Annotated in this window: 11 protein-coding genes and 1 pseudogene; 3 read left to right on the top strand and 9 right to left on the bottom strand. The window is 70.0% G+C overall.

Going from position 1 to position 18,014, the window contains the following annotated elements:
• Positions 1–75: 75 nt before the first annotated feature.
• Positions 76–957 carry a GNAT family N-acetyltransferase gene (locus AB0761_RS00765; RefSeq protein WP_377266865.1) on the bottom strand — a complete coding sequence of 294 codons (882 nt, stop codon included), beginning with the start codon at positions 955–957 and terminating at the stop codon, positions 76–78.
• 330 nt (positions 958–1,287) lie between these two features.
• Here AB0761_RS00765 and valS point away from each other — a divergent pair, with 330 nt between their 5' ends.
• The gene (gene valS, locus AB0761_RS00760; RefSeq protein WP_377266864.1) at positions 1,288–3,846 is read left to right on the top strand and encodes a valine--tRNA ligase; all 2,559 of its coding nucleotides are present in this window, start codon (positions 1,288–1,290) and stop codon (positions 3,844–3,846) included.
• A gap of 22 nt (positions 3,847–3,868) precedes the next feature.
• Here the strand turns inward: valS and AB0761_RS00755 are convergent, their stop codons facing one another.
• Positions 3,869–4,570, bottom strand: a complete 702-nt coding sequence (locus AB0761_RS00755; protein ID WP_377266863.1) for an SDR family oxidoreductase — start codon at positions 4,568–4,570, stop codon at positions 3,869–3,871.
• Between the two features lie 233 nt (positions 4,571–4,803).
• Positions 4,804–5,883 (bottom strand): hypothetical protein, encoded by a 1,080-nt coding sequence (locus AB0761_RS00750; protein ID WP_377266862.1) that lies wholly within the window; start codon positions 5,881–5,883, stop codon positions 4,804–4,806.
• Positions 5,884–6,114: 231 nt separating this feature from the next.
• Between AB0761_RS00750 and AB0761_RS00745 the strand changes: the two genes are divergently transcribed.
• Positions 6,115–6,855, top strand: a complete 741-nt coding sequence (locus AB0761_RS00745; protein WP_377266861.1) for a LuxR C-terminal-related transcriptional regulator — start codon at positions 6,115–6,117, stop codon at positions 6,853–6,855.
• Positions 6,856–7,140: 285 nt separating this feature from the next.
• Here AB0761_RS00745 and AB0761_RS00740 read toward each other — a convergent pair whose 3' ends face one another.
• The 6 genes and pseudogenes from AB0761_RS00740 to AB0761_RS00715 all read right to left on the bottom strand — a co-directional run bounded on the left by AB0761_RS00740 (position 7,141) and on the right by AB0761_RS00715 (position 13,801).
• Positions 7,141–7,770, bottom strand: a complete 630-nt coding sequence (locus AB0761_RS00740) for an FMN reductase (protein ID WP_377266860.1) — start codon at positions 7,768–7,770, stop codon at positions 7,141–7,143.
• 43 nt (positions 7,771–7,813) lie between these two features.
• Positions 7,814–8,896: an LLM class flavin-dependent oxidoreductase gene (locus AB0761_RS00735; RefSeq protein WP_377266859.1), complete on the bottom strand. Its 1,083-nt coding sequence runs from the start codon at positions 8,894–8,896 to the stop codon at positions 7,814–7,816.
• A 289-nt stretch (positions 8,897–9,185) separates the two neighbouring features.
• A complete protein-coding gene (locus AB0761_RS00730; RefSeq protein ID WP_377266858.1) occupies positions 9,186–10,505 on the bottom strand; it encodes a 3-hydroxyacyl-CoA dehydrogenase NAD-binding domain-containing protein in 1,320 nt (439 codons plus the stop codon).
• 71 nt (positions 10,506–10,576) lie between these two features.
• Positions 10,577–11,358, bottom strand: a pseudogene (locus tag AB0761_RS00725) (crotonase/enoyl-CoA hydratase family protein).
• Complete coding sequence (locus tag AB0761_RS00720; RefSeq protein WP_377266857.1) at positions 11,358–12,587, bottom strand: CaiB/BaiF CoA transferase family protein; 1,230 nt, start codon at positions 12,585–12,587, stop codon at positions 11,358–11,360. Before AB0761_RS00720 ends, AB0761_RS00725 begins: the two are co-directional and overlap by 1 nt.
• A gap of 5 nt (positions 12,588–12,592) precedes the next feature.
• Positions 12,593–13,801, bottom strand: coding sequence for an acyl-CoA dehydrogenase family protein (locus AB0761_RS00715; protein ID WP_377266856.1), 1,209 nt, complete (start codon positions 13,799–13,801; stop codon positions 12,593–12,595).
• Between the two features lie 578 nt (positions 13,802–14,379).
• Here AB0761_RS00715 and AB0761_RS00710 point away from each other — a divergent pair.
• A complete protein-coding gene (locus tag AB0761_RS00710) occupies positions 14,380–17,802 on the top strand; it encodes a phosphodiester glycosidase family protein (protein ID WP_377266855.1) in 3,423 nt (1,140 codons plus the stop codon).
• Positions 17,803–18,014: the final 212 nt, after the last annotated feature.

The raw sequence follows: 18,014 nt of genomic DNA, 5'->3' as shown, positions 1-18,014 counted from the left end.
CAGAGCGAGCCGCCCCCGTGGCTCGGCCCGGGGGCGGCTGTGTGCTGGGCCAGTGGTCGGCGGTGAGGGCAGTGGTCAGAGATCCAGCTGGTACATGAGCGATGTATGCGTTGGCAGGTACCCGAGGGCGTCATTGATCGCGCGCATGGGCCGATTGCTCTCGGCAGTGTCCGTCAGCAGACCGTCGAGCTCCGGGTGGTACTCGACGGCCTGTCGGATCGCCTGGGCCTTCATCCACCGGCCGAGGCGGCGTCCACGGTGTTCGGGCAGGACCCCGGTGCCGTAGTGCTGGCCGTCACCCCTGCCGTCACCAGGAACGACCAACTCGGTGAACCCGACGATCGCACCGTCCGACACACTGACGGCGGCGACCGTGTGCAGCAGGTCGCCGCGATTCTCGACGGCCTGGGCTACTGACCGGACCCGGTCCACATCCCAGACCACGATGCCGTAGTCGGTGTCCTCCATCGGCATGTCGTCCATGGCTCGCCGGGACCGCGCGAAGCTCTCGGCGAGCTGGTCGGGAACCGTACCGTCCCATGACTCAAGCCGGTACCCCGGATGCGGCTGCCGGACGATCTCAGTCAGGGCAGCGGAGCTCACCTGAGCCAGCTCGAGTCGGGTGAACATCAGGGTCAGGACCTTCCGGAATCCCAGTGCCGCGAGGAACCGATCGCCGGGGGAGTCCGCCTCGGCCTGAGCGGTGACGCAACGTCGGCCCTCCGCGCGGGCAGCGGCCACGGCCGCTGCCAGCAGTTGTGAGCCGATGCCGTGGCGCCGCTCAGCCGGATGGACGGCGAGTTCGAGTTCTGCCAGGTGATCCTGGCCGGACACGGTGGGCAACCGCAGAAAGGCCGAGCCCAAGGGTGAGCCGGTGGGCCCGGCTGCGAGCCACGCCAGGCGGTGACTGGACGCGCTGCGATCGAGGTCGGTCAGTGCGGTGAGGCGAATCGACAAGATGTCTCCGTCGTCAAGAAGCGGCCAAGGGCAGAGCACGGGTCGAGGTCCTGACGGCTCCTGCGCATCTGCTGCACACCTCCGTGTCGTCGGCGCCGCTCCACACCGGTACGGCACGCAGAAGGTACCCAAGGGTCCAGTCGACTGCAACGGACATACAGTCGCCTGCGGCCCCTGCCCTCAACTCGGTGCAGCTCTGCCGACCCTCCACGCACGGGTGGCCGAGTGGGGAAGTTGGTTGCCCACCGGCCGTTCGCAGTCGTCGTGAGCGCGCGGACCGCCTGGTAAATGGCGGGCTCCGCGGCCGATCCGGCTCTAGCATGTCGTGGCATGACAGCTACGCCTCGTCGTCCTGACGTGCCCGAGAAGCCCTTCCTGGAGGGGCTGGAAGAGAAGTGGTCGCGGTCCTGGGACAAGACCGGCGTATATGTCTTCGACCGGAGCAGGCCGCGCGAGGAGGTCTTCTCCATCGACACCCCGCCGCCGACGGTCAGCGGCTCGCTGCACGTCGGCCACGTCTTCTCCTACACCCAGACCGACGCCATCGCCCGCTATCAGAGGATGCGCGGCAAGACGGTCTTCTACCCGATGGGGTGGGACGACAACGGCCTGCCCACCGAGCGGCGGGTGCAGAACTACTTCGGGCTGCGCTGCGACCCCTCACTGCCCTACGACCCGCACTTCACCCCGCCGGAGAAGCCCGGCAAGGAGCAGATCCCGGTCTCCCGCCGCAACTTCATCGAGCTGTGCGAGCGGTTGACGGTGGAGGACGAGCGGGCCTTTGAAGAGCTGTGGCGACGGCTCGGCCTGTCGGTCGACTGGTCGATGACGTACCAGACCATCGGCTCGGCGGCGCGTGCCACGGCCCAGCGGACGTTCCTGCGCAACCTGGCCCGGGACGAGGCGTATCTCGCCGAGGCTCCCACCTTGTGGGACGTCACCTTCCGTACCGCGGTGGCGCAGGCGGAGCTGGAGGACCGGGAGCGCCCGGGCGCCTACCACCACCTGGTCTTCCGCGGCCCCCACGGTCAGGACCTGGAGATCGCCACCACCCGCCCGGAGCTGCTGCCGGCCTGTGTGGCGCTGGTCGCCCATCCGGACGACGAGCGCTACCAGGCCCTGTTCGGCAAGACCGCCACCACACCGCTGTTCGGGGTGCAGGTGCCGGTGTTGGCGCACCGGCTGGCCGACCCGCAGAAGGGCACCGGACTGGCGATGGTGTGCACCTTCGGCGACACCACCGATGTGGTGTGGTGGCGGGAGCTGCGGCTGCCCACCCGGCCGGTGATCGGCTGGGACGGCCGGTTCCTGTCCGAGCCGCCGCCCGGCCTGGACGGCGAGCAGACCCGTTCCGCCTATGCGCACCTGGCCGGCGCGACTCCGCACACGGCACGCGAGCGCCTTGTCGGTCTGCTGCGGGAGCGCGGCGAGTTGCTGGGCGATCCCCGCCCCATCACGCATGCGGTGAAGTTCTACGAGAAGGGCGACAAGCCCCTGGAGATCGTCAGCACCCGCCAGTGGTACCTGCGCAACGGTGGCCGCGACGACCGGCTGCGCGACCAGTTGCTGCAGCGCGGCGCCGAACTCGCCTGGCACCCGCCCCACATGAAGACCCGCTACGACAGCTGGGTGAGCGGCCTGAACGGCGACTGGCTGATCAGCCGGCAACGGTACTTCGGCGTGCCCATTCCCGTCTGGTACGCGCTGGACGGGGACGGCAACCCGTGCTGGGACCGGCCGCTGGTGCCGGCCGAGGAGCGCCTGCCGGTCGACCCCGGCACGGACACCCCAGACGGCTACACCCCCGAGCAGCGCGGGGTGCCGGGCGGGTTCACCGGCGACAGCGACGTGCTCGACACCTGGGCCACCTCCTCGCTCACTCCGCAGATCGCCGGCCGCTGGGGACACGACGACGACCTCTTCGGACGGGTCTTCCCGATGGATCTGCGGCCCCAGGCCCACGAGATCATCCGGACCTGGCTGTTCTCCACCGTCGTGCGCTCCCACAGCGAGCACCAGGTGCTGCCGTGGCGTCACGCGATGATCTCCGGGTGGATTCTCGACCCGGACCGCAAGAAGATGTCCAAGTCCAAGGGCAACGTGGTCACCCCGGCCGATCTGCTTGTCCAGCACGGCTCCGACGCGGTGCGCTACTGGGCGGCCAGTGCTCGGCTCGGTACCGACACCGCCTTCGACACCGGGCAGATGCGCATCGGCCGGCGCCTGGCCATCAAGCTGCTCAATGCCAGCAAGTTCGTGCTCGGCATCGGCGAGCCCGCTTCCGACGCCAGCGCGGTCACCGAGCCGTTCGACCGGGCGATGCTGGCCCAGCTCGCCGGCACCGTCCAGCAGGCCACCGAGGCCTTTGACTCCTTCGACTACGCGCGGGCACTGCAGCAGGCCGAGACGTTCTTCTGGCACTTCTGCGACGACTACGTCGAACTGGTCAAGGCCCGCGCCTACGGTGAGCACTCGCTGCAGGGCACCGACTCGGCCCGGGTCGCGCTTCGCACCGCGCTGTCGGTGCTGGTGCGGCTGTTCGCGCCGTTCCTGCCCTTCGTCACCGAGGAGGTCTGGTCCTGGTGGCAGGACGGCTCCGTCCACCGCGCGCCCTGGCCCGACGCCGCCCCGTTGCACCAGCAGGCCGGGGAGGCGGACCGAACCGTGCTGCAGGCCGCCTCCGAGGTGATCGCCGCGGTGCGCAAGGCCAAGTCGGAAGCGCAGGTGTCCATGCGCACCGTGGTCGCCTCAGCCACCATCAGCGCACCACCCGAACTCTGGGAACGCGTGGCCCTGGCCGCGGACGATCTCTGCGCAGCCGGCCGGATCACCAGGCTGGAGCATGCCCTCGGTGAAGGCACCGAACTGGCGGTCACGGTCACGCTGTGACCGCGGCGTACCTCACTGCTCCTCACCCTGCCAGTTGCGGGTACATGGTGGCGAGGTCTCCCGCCAGGCCTGTCTTGACCTGGCGGGAGCGCTCGTCGGCGAGCACTTCCCAGGCGTCGGATTCGATGCCGTCCAGCGCCTGCTCCGCGACGCTGTGCGGAGAGGTCTTGGGGGCGGTGACGTGCGCTGCCAGGTCGGTGTCGACATAGCCGACGTGCAGTCCGGTGACGTGGATGCCGCGCGGCTTCAGCCCGAGACGCAGTGAGTTGGTCTGGGACCACAGTGCGGCCTTGGAGGCGCTGTAGGAACCGGCGAGGGCGATCCAGGACAGGACGGAGTGCACGGTGAGCAGGTGCCCGCCGCCGTTGGCTTCGATGATCGGGACGAAGGCCCGGGTCATCTGCAGGGGGCCGTAGAAGTTGGTCTCGAACTCGCGTCGGATGTCGTCCACGGGTGAGGTCAGGAACGATGCCTCGATGGCGGTGCCGGCGTTGTTGATCAGGATGGTGACGTCCTGGGCCTGTTCCGCTGCGGCGGCCACCGACGCCGGGTCGGTGACCTCCAGGGCCAGCGCAACCGCGTCGGGGTGTTCGATGCTCCGGGGGTCACGGGCGGTGGCGTAGACCTTGTTGGCGCCTCGGGTGTACAGGGCCTCGACCAGGGCCTTGCCGATGCCCCGGCTGCCTCCGGTGACGAGGACGGTCGAACCCGCGATTGCGGTCATGGATCTGCTCCCAGCGTTTCGGTCGACGGATAAAACCGATCGGTTTCCTCGCACTGTAAACCGATCGGTTTTCGCCGGGCAAGGCATGGCACAGCCTGAGGCGTACGAAGGTCGACCGGGCGTGCCTCGTCCGCATCTACCGGGGTCGGCATGTGGTCAACGTCGGGCCTTTGGTGCACCTGCGAGGCCCATGAGGTCAGCGGCGGGCTCAAGCTCCTGGCGACTGGACCCGGTCAGGCGGCGGCTGCCACGCTCATCTCCTCGTCGGTGTCCGACTCGACCCGGGAGGCGGCTGCGGGCGCAGCGGGGCTGCGCCGCTCGGCCACCGCAGCCGCGATCACCAGCAGCAGGCCTGCGACCAGCCAGAGCGCCAGGGAGAGCAGGCGGCCGGCCAGGCCGGCCGAGTCGAAGTAGAGCAGGCTCCGGGCGCCCTCGACGAAGCCCGCGCCGTCCCAGAAGGCGTGCAGTGCGCCGAAGAAGCCGTTTTGCAGCTCGGGTTCGACGATGCCGCCGCAACTGGTGAAGTTGAGCATGATGAACAGCACCATGAGAGCCGGCATCGTGAACCGTTTGAGGAAGGTGTGCAGACCGATGCCGACGGTGAGGGTTCCCGCTGTGTACAGCCAGGCCATCGCCCACACTCCCCACAGGCCGTGGTCGACGATGTGGGAGGCCGGACCGGCCAGCACGGCCCCGATGACGCTCATCACCAGCGCGGTGGTGATGCCGATGGCAGCCCGGGTCCATGCCCGGAGCGCGGCACCGGCCGTGCTGATGGTCACGGCGCAGATGTTGGATCCGATGGTCAGTGCGATCAGCACGTAGAACAGGCCCAGATTGTTGGGGTCGCCACTGGCCGGCGGCGACAGGTCCGTGACCTTCAGCGGGTCGTCCTTCGTGGCGGCCACCGCCGTGAAGATGTCCGCGGCCGCAGTGGCGGTGGAGCCGGAGTTGGCCCTGGCGATCAGCAGCTCGGGGTGCTTGGGGTTGGGTATGTATGCGCCGACCAGGTCCCGGTCCATGATCTGGTGGCTCGCCGCGGCCCGGTCGGGCACGGTGGTGACATCCAGCGCGTCACCGGCCTTGTCCTTGATCGACTGGGCCAGGAGCCGGCTGCGCGTCGAGGTGCCGACCACGGCGACCTTGAGATCGTGCGCGCGGGCCTGGGGCGCGTGGAAGGCGCCGATATAGGCCAGGCCCACACCGAGGCAGATCAGGAGCGGGGTGATCAGGTGGCCCGCCACACGGCCGACTGTGCGGCGCTTGCTGAGCAGGTCGCCCATCAGGGGGCGGATGGTGCGCTTGTGGCTCATGCAGGAAACGTTCCTCGGCGTCATGGCTGTCCGATGCCGACCGGGTCGCCGTCGCACTCCGGACGCGGTCGATCATCGCGGGACTGTCGCCCTCGGCCGGGCGGCACTCATCAACCCTCGCTCCGTCGGAATACCCCGGGCCGTCCCAGTGCTACAAGATCTCGTAGTGGCACGGGCGCGTCTGAGGTGGCCAACCCCTCCGCACCTGGTGTACGAGCGCGGGAGCGGCGGATGGAGACCCCTGATGATCGGTCGGACGGCGGGCTGAACACCCCGCCCCCACCGGGCAGCGACCAGGTCGACTTCTGGCGCAGCCAGGCCGTCTTCTGGCGAAACCGGGCCGCCTCGCTGTTCGACCACGTCCCGCTTCCCATGGCCTTCTGCGACGCGCAGGGCACCATCCTCACGGCCAACCTTGCGATGGCCGCGGAATGGGGCACGTTCGCCGGCCGCCTCGTCGGACGCCCCGCCCTCAGCCTCTTCCGTCCGATCACCCGGCTGGATCCGGTCGTGGAAGCGCTACGGCTGCGCCGCAGGGCGCGGTATCCGGTCGAGGTGTCCTGGTGCCCGGCAGCGGGCGTGGAACGACGCGGAGCAATGACCGTCGACGTCGTGATCGGCAACGGGCCCGACGCCCCACTGAACCTGCTGCTGACAGTGCACACCATCGAGGAGCCGGCCACCCCGCCCACCTCGCGGACAGAGGTGCCCGCACAGGCCAGCGACATCGAGACACGCATCCTCGCCCTGGTCGCCGCCGGCGGTACCAGCACGTGGATCGCCGCCGAGGTGGGCCTGACCGCGGACGGCGTCAACTACCACCTCGCGCGCCTGTCCCGGCGTTGGGGAGTCGCCAACAGAACAGCTCTGGTTGCACGCGCCTACGTCCATGGGATCCTCTCGCCGCAGGCCTGGCCACCCGCGCCCGCCGCAGCCGAAGCCGGGCGGGAACCGGCGGATCCGCCACGCTGACCGGACACGAGGGACAGCCATCGGTCGACTGACCACCTTCGAGGACCTCGACAGCCCAAGCGATGGGGACCGGTCATCTCCGGCCCGGACCTGCGCCGTACGAGAGGTCCAGGGCCGCGGCGATGTGACCCGCACCGGTCTGGTGCAGGGCGGGATGTCATGCGCTGACGGGTTCGCTGTCGCGGGGATCTTTGGTAAGGGCCCACCAGCGCCGGACCGGCCGCCAGGTTCCAGGACGGGCCGACTGCGGCCCGTCCAGAGGATCCCCGCCGGCCGTGGCCGCGGTCAGGCCGGGCCGATCCCGAGTGCGGCGAGCTGCTGCGCGAACGGGATGACGGCTTCCGCCGGGGCGGCGGCCGAGGGCAGGGCTGCTGTCAGGTCGGCGAGCTCCCCGGCCGCACGGGTGATCCGCTGGGCGATGCCCTCGGTCCGGTCGTCACCGCCGGTGCCCCAGTCCTCGGTGGCCGCGTAGACCGCGGTGGGCACCACCAGCGCACGGAGGTGGACGAACAGCGGCCGCAGCGCGTGCTCAAGGGCGAGGGAGTGGCGTGCGGTGCCGCCGGTGGCGGCGATCAGCACGGGTTTGCCGGTGAGCGCAGTGGCGTCGATGACATCGAAGAAGGACTTGAACAGGCCGCTGTAGGAGGCCGTGAAGATCGGCGTGACGGCGATCAGCCCATCCGCAGCCGTGACCGCCTCGACGGCGCCGCGCAGGGCGGGGCTGGGGAAGCCGGTCACCAGGTGGTTGGCGATGTCGGCGGCCAGTTCGCGCAGTTCCACCACCTGCACATCCGCGGTGCGTTCACGGTCCTCCAGGTGCCGAGCGGTCGCCTGCGCCAGCCGGTCGGCCAGGAGCCGCGTCGACGAGGGCCGGCTGAGGCCTGCCGAGACGACGACGAGCTTGAGGGTCTTCATGGGATCTCCTCTGCGTGGGTGCGGGACTGTCGCCATGTGGCGCTCAGGACGCGGCCTGGCTGCGGGCGAGCAGGCCGGCGTGCGTCGGGGCGTCCGGTACGTCGGTGGGCCGGCCCGCGGCGAACTCCGTGCGCAGCACCGGGACGACCTCCTCGCCGAGGATGTCGAGCTGCTCGAGGACGGTCTTGAGCGGCAGGCCGGCGTGGTCCATCAGGAACAGCTGGCGCTGGTAGTCGCCCACGGAGTCGCGGAAGGAAAGGGTCCGCTCGATGACCTGCTGCGGGGAGCCGACGGTCAGCGGGGTCTGCTCGGTGAACTCCTCCAGGGACGGCCCGTGGCCGTAGACCGGGGCGTTGTCGAAGTACGGGCGGAACTCGCGTACCGCGTCCTGGGAGTTCCTGCGCATGAAGACCTGTCCGCCCAGGCCGACGATGGCCTGCTCGGGGGTGCCGTGGCCCCAGTGGGCGAAGCGCTCGCGATAGAGGTCGACCATCCGCCGGGTGTGCTCGGCGGGCCAGAAGATGTTGTTGTGGAAGAAGCCGTCGCCGTAGTACGCGGCCTGTTCGGCGATCTCGGGGCTGCGGATCGAGCCGTGCCAGACGAACGGGGGTATGCCGTCGAGCGGGCGAGGGGTGGAGGTGAAGCCCTGGAGGGGGGTGCGGAACCGGCCCTGCCAGTCCACGACGTCCTCCCGCCACAGCCGGCGCAGCAGCGCGTAGTTCTCGACGGCGAGCGGGATGCCCTGGCGGATGTCCTGGCCGAACCACGGATAGACCGGGCCGGTGTTGCCGCGGCCCATCATCAGGTCGACCCGGCCCTCGGCCAGGTGCTGGAGCATCGCGTAGTCCTCGGCGATCTTCACCGGGTCGTTGGTGGTGATCAGCGTGGTCGCGGTGGACAGGATCAGCCGCTCGGTGCGCGCCGCGATGTACCCGAGCATGGTGGTCGGCGAGGACGGCACAAAGGGAGGGTTGTGGTGCTCACCGGTCGCGAAGACGTCGAGTCCGACCTCTTCGGCCTTCAGCGCGATCGCGACCATGGCCTTGATCCGCTCGTGCTCGGTGGGCGTCCGCCCCGTGGTGGGGTCCGGCGTGACATCGCCGACGCTGAAGATCCCGAACTGCATCCGACTGCACCTCCATGTCGTTTAGGATTCAACTATACAAGCTCCCCGCAATGCCCGGCCCCCGGATAGTCCCCAGCCCCGGGAGCGGCCGCTCGACAGCCGGGGAGGCGGGGGAGATGGCAGGTTGCCCGGAGGTTGCCGGTCCACGGCAACCTCCTGCCTCTCGGTGCACCCCGGCAGGCCGTCACAGCCCCGCTCACCTACGGCGCCGATCCGTCCGAACGCAAGGCGAAGGCAGAGGCCCGCCTCGGCGAACGCCGCGCAAGCCGGCTCCAACGGGTGACCTGCGTCAAACCGGCCGATGGCCTGTCCAAGCCGGGACGTGCGCGCGACCGGGCCACTTGCCCAGCCCGGACACCCTCAGCCGCTCGACGAGAAGGCCTTCGTGCGGTGAAGCCGGGGACGGCTTCACCGCACGAAGGCCTTGGCCATGATCAAGAACCGGGGCTGTCGACATCGCTCGTGGTCGCTGTGCCCCCGGCACGGCCGGGAGCGCCGTTCCGGGCGGCGGCACGGCGCGAGCGATGCCGGTATGGCCGACCCGTGGAACAAGGATCTCCGTGGTCCGATCCGTCGAGATCCGCCGGGTGGCGTCACACAGCGCTGTTCCAGGAGGCGCCTCAGGGGCGCTCGGGCCCCGACGGGCCGGCCGAGGCGCTCGGCGGGCCGGCCGGTCGTGCTGGGCGCGGACAGCCAGCAGCCCCGCGAGCATCGCGTCGCGCCGGGCGGCCAGGTCCTCGACCGCGTGGCCGCCCGCCTCCTCCAGAACGCCATTGACGATGGTCTCCTGGAGTGCGGGCGTGAACTCGGGAGTGCCCAGTTTCTGCCAGGACTCCACCATCCGCGGCATGAGGGTGTCCATGAAGTGCTGGATGCCGCCTTCTCCGCCGCCGAGGTGCCACAGCATGTGTGGGCCCATCACGCCCCATCGGAGCCCCGGCCCCCAGCAGACCGCGTCGTCGGAGTCCGCCACATCGAGCACCCCCTCCTGGACCAGGTACACGACCTCGCGGTACAGCGCGACCTGGATACGGTTGGCGACGTGCCCGGGAAGCTCCTTCTTGAGGTGGATCGGCTTCTTCCCGATCGCCGCGTAGAACGACATGGCGTCCCGGATCGTCTCCGGGGCGGTCCTCGTCCCGCCGACGACCTCGACCAGCGGAATGATGTGCGGTGGATTGAAGGGATGGCCGATCACCGTCCGCTCCGGACGCCGGCACTGGGCCTGGATGACGCTCATCGTGATGCCCGACGAACTCGACGCGATGATCGTTTCCGGCGGCGTCGCGTCGTCGATGTCGGCGAACAGCCGGACCTTGAGGTCCGGGCGCTCCGGCGCGTTCTCCTGGACGAAGTCGGCGTCCGCGACGGCCTGAGGCAGGTCCGCGGTGAAGCTCAGGCGATCGGGCGAGGCCCCGGGTGCGAGCCCGACGGAGGCGGCCCCGTCCCAGGCCGCCTCCACGAACGACCGCAGGGCCGCCTCCGCGGTGGGCGAGGGATCGGTCGCCGTTACCTCGAAGCCGCGGGCGAGATAGTGCGTCGCCCAGCTCGCACCGATGGTGCCGGTCCCGACGATCGCCACGCGCTGGACGGGTTGGTGCGTACTCATGGCTGGTCACTGCTCCTGGGAGTCGGACGCGGGCTGTGCAGGTGGGACCCAGACCGGTGACATGCCGGGCATCAGCGGCCGTGCCAGACAGGGGCACGCTTCTCGGCGAACGCCCGCGCGCCTTCCTGCGCGTCCTCACTGCTGAACAGCCCGCCTGTGAGCTGGTCCTGACGTTCGAAGGCGTCGCTCTCGTTCAGGCTCTGGGTCTCGCGCAGGACGTCCTTGACGGCAGCCAGCGCCAGCGGTGCGTTCCGCGCGATGCGCCCGGCCAGCTCCCGGGCCGCGTCCAGCGCGCCGCCCGGTGGGGTCAGCTCGCTGACGAGCCCGTACTTCTCGGCGTCGGCCGCGGTCAGCGGCTCTCCGGTGAGCAGTACCCGTGCGGCCACGTGGTAGGGGAGGCGCCGTGGCAGCCTGACCAGTCCGCCCGCCGCCGCCACGAGACCCCGCGTGACCTCGGGGAGCCCGAACCGGGCGTCCTGCGCCGCGACGATCAGATCGCAGGCGAGCACCATCTCGAAGCCACCGCCGAGCGCCCAGCCCTCGACCGCCGCGATCAGCGGCTTGCCACCACCGCCTGGGTGAGTCCGCCGAATCCCCGGCCGGGGAGCACCGGCAGCTCGCCCTGGGCGAACGCCTTCAGATCCATGCCCGCGCTGAACACCGTGCCCGCGCCGGTGAGCACGCCGACCGACAGCTGCGGGTCCGCGTCGAGCAGATCCACAGCCGCTGCGAGCTGCTCCGCGACCTGGCGGTTCACGGCGTTCTTCTGCGCGGGGCGATTGAGGGTGATGGTCAGCACGCCGCCGTGCCGTTCGTGGAGCACCACCTCGGCTGCCTCGGACGCCGTGCTCATCACGGTGCCTCCGTCTGCGCCGGGCCGGGGATCGCTCCCTGCGCGCGCAGCTCGGCGATCTCGGCGGGCCCGAATCCCAACTCGGCGAGGATCTCGTCGTTGTGCTCGCCGAGGTCCGGGGCCCGCTTTGCCGGGACCTTCGCGACGCCTCGCAGGGTGACCGGGCTGTTGATGGTGAACTCCAGCCCGCTCACTCCTTCCAGCGGTACGACGATGTCGTTCGCGCGCAGCTGCGGGTCCTGCGCGGCCTCCTCCGGTGTCTGAATGAGGCTGTAGGTGACGCGTTCGTGGGTCAGGGCGTCCTTCCAGTGGGCGAAGGGCTGTGAGCGGAACTCGGCGTCGAGCAGTTCGGTCAGCGCGGCGGAGTTGCGGACGAAGCCCTCGATGTCCGCGAACCGGGCATCCTCGAGGAGTTCGGGGTGGCCGATGGCCCGCGTCAGTCCTGGCCAGTGCCGGGGCGAGGCGACCAGCATGAACCACTCACCGTCCGCGGTCTGATAGGGGTTGATCAGCGGATTCGCCGGCGCTTTGCGGTCGTGCAGCTCGAAGGGCGTGCCGCCGGCGAGCGCGCCGGCCACGAGTGTCCCCGTGGCCCAGACGCCTGCGGCGAGCAGCGACGTCCCGACGCTGGCCCCCTGACCGGTCCGGTCGCGGCGGTACAGGGCGGTCACGATCGCGGCGTAGATCGCGATCGCCGACATGTAGTCGCCGCTGCCCCAGACCGGTACCGTCGGCGGGGCCCCCGCGTCCCGGGTGGAGGCCAGCAGGCCGCTGCGCGACCAGGCGGCGGTCAGATCGAAGCCCGGTTGCCCGCTGTCGGGGCCGGCGTCCCCGAAGCCGGTGATGTCCGCGTAGACGACTTTCGGATTCCAGGCCGACACCTCCTCGTAGCCGAGGTGCAGCTTCTCGCGGGTGCCGTGCGGGAAGTTGGTGATCACCACGTCGGCCCACTCGACCAGGCGCCGCAGGATTCCGACGGCTGCCGGCGCCTTGAGGTCGATGACCATGCCGCGCTTGTTGCGGTTGGTCAGGTGCCAGCCGTAGTTGGCCTGGGCCCGGGGACTGGGGGGCACGGAGCTGAGCCCCCGCTGGGGGTCGCCCTTTCCGGGCGGCTCGACCTTGATGACGTCCGCCCCGAAGTCGGAGAGCACGGTGGCTGCTGCCGGTCCCGCGATGAAGCTCGAGACGTCGAGGACCTTCAGATGGGTGAAGACGGATTCGGTGGTCATCGCGGTCACCTCACGAAGGCGCTCAGGCCGCCGGTCACGGCACGTCCGACGATCAGGGTCTGGATCTCCCGGGTGCCCTCGTAGGAGTACAGCGCCTCGGCGTCGGCGACAAAGCGGCCGATCTTGTAGTCCAGGACGATGCCGTTACCGGCCAGCAGTTCCCGCGCCCAGCCCACGTTCTCCCGCATCCGCACGGTGCAGTAGGCCTTCGCCAGCGCGGACTGCTCGTCCCGGTAGACCCCGGCGTCCTGCAACTGGGCCAGGCGCGTCACCATCGCGCAGCAGGCCGTGGCATTGCCGAGCATCTTCACCAGCAGGTCCTGAACGAGCTGGAATCCCCCGATCGGGCGCCCGAACTGCTCGCGCTCCTTGGCGTACTGCAGGGCGATCTCGTAGGCGCCGAACATCACGCCCACCGCCTGCCACGCCACCCCGCTGCGCGTCTGGCGCAGGATCTTGGCCGTGTCCTTGAACGAGTTCGCGTTCTGCAGCCGGTTGGCCTCCGGAACGCGGCAGCCGTCGAGCACGATGTCGGCGTTCTGCACGATCCGCAGCGCCATCTTGTTCTCGATCTTCGTCGCGGTGAACCCGGGGGTGTCCTTCTCCACCACGAAGCCGAGCACGTGCTGCGTCTCGGCATCACGGGCCCAGACGACGACCAGGTCGGCGAACGTGGCGTTGCCGATCCACCGCTTCGCTCCGTCGAGGACCCACTCGTCCCCTTCGCGGCGTGCAGTCGTCCGCAGGCCGCCGGCCACGTCGGATCCGCCGTGCGGCTCGGTCAACGCGAAGGCGCCGATCTTCTCCAGGCGGCTCATCGCCGGCAGCCACCGCCGGCGCTGTTCCTCGGAGCCGCAGGCGAGGATGGTGCCGATGGCCAGCCCCGAGTGCACACCGAAGAACGTCGCCAAGGACGCGTCGGCGTGCGCGAACTCCAGCGCGATGAAGCCCGCGAGGAGGTTGCTCGGCCGCGCCTCAGGGGAGTCGGGGTCGGCCCAGTCCATCAGACCGAGCCTCCCGAACCCCTCGACCAGCTGGAACGGGAACTCGGCCCGCGCCCAGTAGTCGTCGACAACCGGGGCGGCCTGCGTGCGGAGGAACTCGCGGATGGACTCGATCCGCTCCCGCTCCCGGTCCGACAGCAGGTCCTCATGGGTGTAGAAGTCGGCGGGCAGCAGCCCCTCGTCCAGGTAGGGACCGGATGGTGTCGGCAAGGTCGTTCTGTCGCTCAATGCACTCTTCCCTCAAACGGGGGGATGGTTCGCAGAGCTGCGCCCGTCAGCGCTCTCCGCATCCGGCGTTCTGGATCTGTGGTGCGATTAAACGCCGATGCGGGGCCGGTTCCGCGGACCCGCGCTGCATACAGGCCCCGTCGTCGCCGCAGACCACTCCAGTGGCCCGTTGCCGCCGGGCGCGAAGGAGTGTGACCTCCTCGAATGCAGTAGCAGACCACCAGCCGGCGCCGAGAGCAGCGCGGTGCAGTGGCAGATCACCAGCCGGCACCGAGAGCGGCGCGGTGGGACGACGCCTTCCCGCCCCCGCGCGCCCGGACAAGTCCCGTGGGTGACGCTCCGTTCCGGATCCCGTACCGGGCGCAAGCCTCAGGCAGCCCGTCGACCGAATGCAAAGGTGCGGCATCCCCAGGGTTACGCAATCGGTCATCTCCGCGTTGCCGCACAGGTGTCGAGTAGGGCCCGCACCGGTGATCCACCGGTGCACCACTCATAAGGAACGACACACAATGACACTTCGCGGGAAAAGAACTGCGAGAGCCGGCGCACACCGGACCGCGGTGGCAACCGCACTGGCCCTGGCTCTGACCGGCGCGGTCGGCGGAGCGGCCACCGCCTGGGGCAACACCGGGGACACCGGCTCGGAAATCACCCAGGACACCGTTTCGGCCGCCCAGGCAGCGGGCCACGACTGGCTGCCCAGGACACCGGACAACTGGCCGCTGGTGGTGGACTACACCCGTACCCCGGACGAGACCGTCACACGCGGCCTGCAGCACTACAGCGAAACCTACGACACCGTGGGCGGACGCCAGCACATCCAGGTGCTCACGGCCGACCTCGGCGACCCGAACCTCCGGGTCGGCATGGTCCAGGCCGGCGACACCCTCACCAACCCGGCGGACGAGACACCGTCGTCGATGGCCCACCGCACCCACGCGGTGGCCGGCGTCAACGGCGACTACTTCGAGATCCACGCCAGCGGACGCCCGCTCGGCGGCATCATGACCAACGGGCACCTGCTGAAGAGCCCCAAGCCGGGCTTCGCCTCCCAACTGGGTGTCAAGCCCGACGGCACCATGGTGATGGGGCCGGAGACCTTCTCCGGGACGATCACCGCCGGCTCTGCGACCCGCGCGCTCACCTCGGTGAACACCGTGAACGACGTGGCGTCCGGCGGCATCACCGAGGTCACTCCCGACCTCGGCGAGACCCCGGGCCTGTCCAAGCCCTCCACCCTGGTGGTCGGCCACACCGCCGCCGGCGGCTTCGTCGTCGACAGCGTGCAGACCGGCGTCACCACCGTGCCCCGCCTTGCGGCCGACCAGCTCGGGCTGCTCGGCGCCGGCGACGGCGGGCAGTGGCTCACGGACAACCTGCACACCGGTGACACGGTGGGCGTCACCGCCCAGCTCGCTCCGGACAACGATGTCAGCCAGCTGATCAGCGGTGTCGACACGCTGGTCAAGGACGGCAAGGTCTACGCGGACCCCACCGGCACCCCGCCGAGCGGCGCGAACCCCGAGACCGCCGTCGGCATCACCAAGGACGGCAAGCACGCCGTTGTCGTGGCCGTCGACGGCCACGGCGGCGCCTCCACGGCCTTCGGCGTGACCGCCGACCAGGTCGCGGGCTACATGATCGCGCACGGCGCCTGGACCGCCATGCTCTTCGACGGCGGCGGATCCACCGGCATGGTCAGCCGCGCTCCCGGCGCCGACCAGGCCGAGGTCGTCAACACGCCGTCCGACCTGCCCGGCAACACCGAGCGCCCGGTCGCCAACGGCATCTTCTTCTACTCCACCGCCAAGGAGGCCGGACCGGCCGTCAAGGTCGTGGTGAACGACGGCGAGACGGTCACCACCGTCGCCGGCGGCTCGATCCCGCTCCCGGTGCAGGCTGTCGACCGGTTCGCCAACCCGGCAGCCGGCGAGGTCCAGGTCCGGATCGAGCCCTCGAACCTCGCCACGTACAAGGACGGCAGGCTCACCCCGAGCCGCACGGGCACGGGACGGATCATCGCCTCCGACGGCGGGGCCGTCACCTCCGAGAAGCTCCAGGTCGTCAGCAAGCTCCAGACCCTCACGGTCTCGCCCGACAAGGCCGACCTGGACAACGGAGCCACCCAGCAGCTCACCCTGTCCGGCACCGTCGCCGGCGGCGAAGCGGTGCAGATCCCCGCTGAGGCGGCCACGTGGAAGGTGACCCCGGACGACCTGGGCACCGTCGACGCGCACGGCCTGTTCACCGCGAGCACCGACAAGGGCGGACTCGCCGAGGTGAGCGCGCAGGTCGCAGGCACCACCGCTACCACGTCGATCGCGGTCGGCAGCGTCAGCAAGGTCATCGACCCGATGAGCAACCCGAGCGTCTGGCGGCTCAGCAACAACACCACCGGCAAGCCGGCCACGCTGACCGCCGACCCGGGTGTCGTCCCGCCGGGCTCCACCGAGTCCGGTTCGCTGAAGCTCGACTACTCGATGCCGGCCGGTTCCGGCGTCAAGCAGCTGGTACTCTCGCCGAACCTCACGCTGAAGACCGACACCGACAACGGCCAGGTTCCCACCGGCATCGGTGTGTGGATCAAGGGTGACGGCAACGGCATCGAGCTCGCCGAGAAGTACATCGGCGTCAACGGCACGTCGACCACGCTCTACCCGACGTATGTCACCTGGAACGGCTGGCACCTGGCCATCGCCCAGCTGCCGGCGGGTATGCAGTTCCCGCTGACCATCAGTTTCGTCGACTTCCTGGCGATCAGCCCGAGCACCGCCTACAGCGGCTCGCTCAACGTCGGTGGCCTGGAGGCGCTGTACTCGCCGCGCCCGGTCACGGTGCCCGAGTACCACGCGATCCCGCAGAACCCGCAGTGGCTGTCGTTCGAGGAGGACTCGGCCGACTTCGCCAAGCACGGCAGCACCCTCCTCGCCGGCGACGACGCGCACATGCTCGCCTCCGACCCCGGGTCGGTCAGCAGTAATGTGATGGACTCCATCGCCAAGCGGCTGCCCACCCTCACCCCGCAGGCCCGGCCGGACGCCGCCCAGTTCCTCGGCGACATGTCCGACGACGGCAAGCCGGCGGACCTGCAGTACGCCAAGGGCAAGATGGACGCCCTCGGCATCCCCGAGCGGGACATCGTCGGCAACCACGAGATCACCCAGGGGGCCGACGCTGAGAACGGCAACTACAGCACCACCTTCGGTGACACCCACTACGCGTACACCCAGGGCGCGGCGCAGCTCATCGTCACCGACAACGCGCACGGCAGCCTGCAGTCCTCGGACCCGTTCCAGGACCCGTCGGGTGCCCAGTACCCCTGGCTCGTCCAGCAGCTGACGGACACCACCGCCAAGGCCGTGCTGGTCATCACCCACATGCCCGCGTACGACCCGCACCCGGCCGCGAACAGCCAGTTCACGGACCGCTGGGAGGCGCAGATGTACCTGCGGCTGGTGCAGCGCTACCAGGAGACGCACCCCAAGCAGCACGTGATCATGATGTACGGTCACGCCCGCGGTTTCGCCGAGCAGATCCTCAACCCCGAGGGGCAGAGCGTGACCACCGCCGAGGGCGGCATCCCGCAGTTCACCTTCGCCGACCTCGGCATGCCGGCCTACGCCCCGGCCGACCAGGGTGGCATCTACCACTTCGGTCTGATCCGGATCGGCGACGACGGTGACCTGCAGTACAGCGTGGAGCCCGCCCTCGCCTCCATCACGGTGACGAGCCCCAAGGACCCGATCACCCGCGGCGACCACGTCACCCTGACCGCGACCGGCACCCAGATCGCCGGCGACAACATCGCACCGCTCACCATCCCGATCGCGGACCCCGCGTCCCACGTCTGGACCTCGAGCAACACCAAGGTCGCCTCGGTGGACGCCTCCACCGGAGCCCTGACCGCACACCGTCCCGGCACGGCCACCGTCACGGTGACCTCCGGCGGCGTCACGGGCAGCGTCCAGGTCACCGTCCAGTGATCTGACCCGCTGACCGTCCCCCCGACGGCCGACGCCGCCGGGCCTCGCGGTTCGACGATGCCGCCCGGCCCGAAGGTTCCAGCCGTCACGGTATGAGGCAGGGCCTCCTGAACAGCTCGTAGGGTTTGACCCACTCGAGTTTCAGGAGGCCCTGTCGCCGTTGTGATGGGCCATCACATCCGGTTCGGGGCGCTGACGATCGTCGGCCGGAG

Source organism: Peterkaempfera podocarpi (assembly GCF_042466665.1).
In the GTDB taxonomy this organism is placed as follows: Bacteria; Actinomycetota; Actinomycetes; order Streptomycetales; family Streptomycetaceae; genus Peterkaempfera; species Peterkaempfera podocarpi.
Note: the sequence above shows the minus strand (reverse complement) of the source record. Positions and strands in the feature narration are given on the sequence as shown.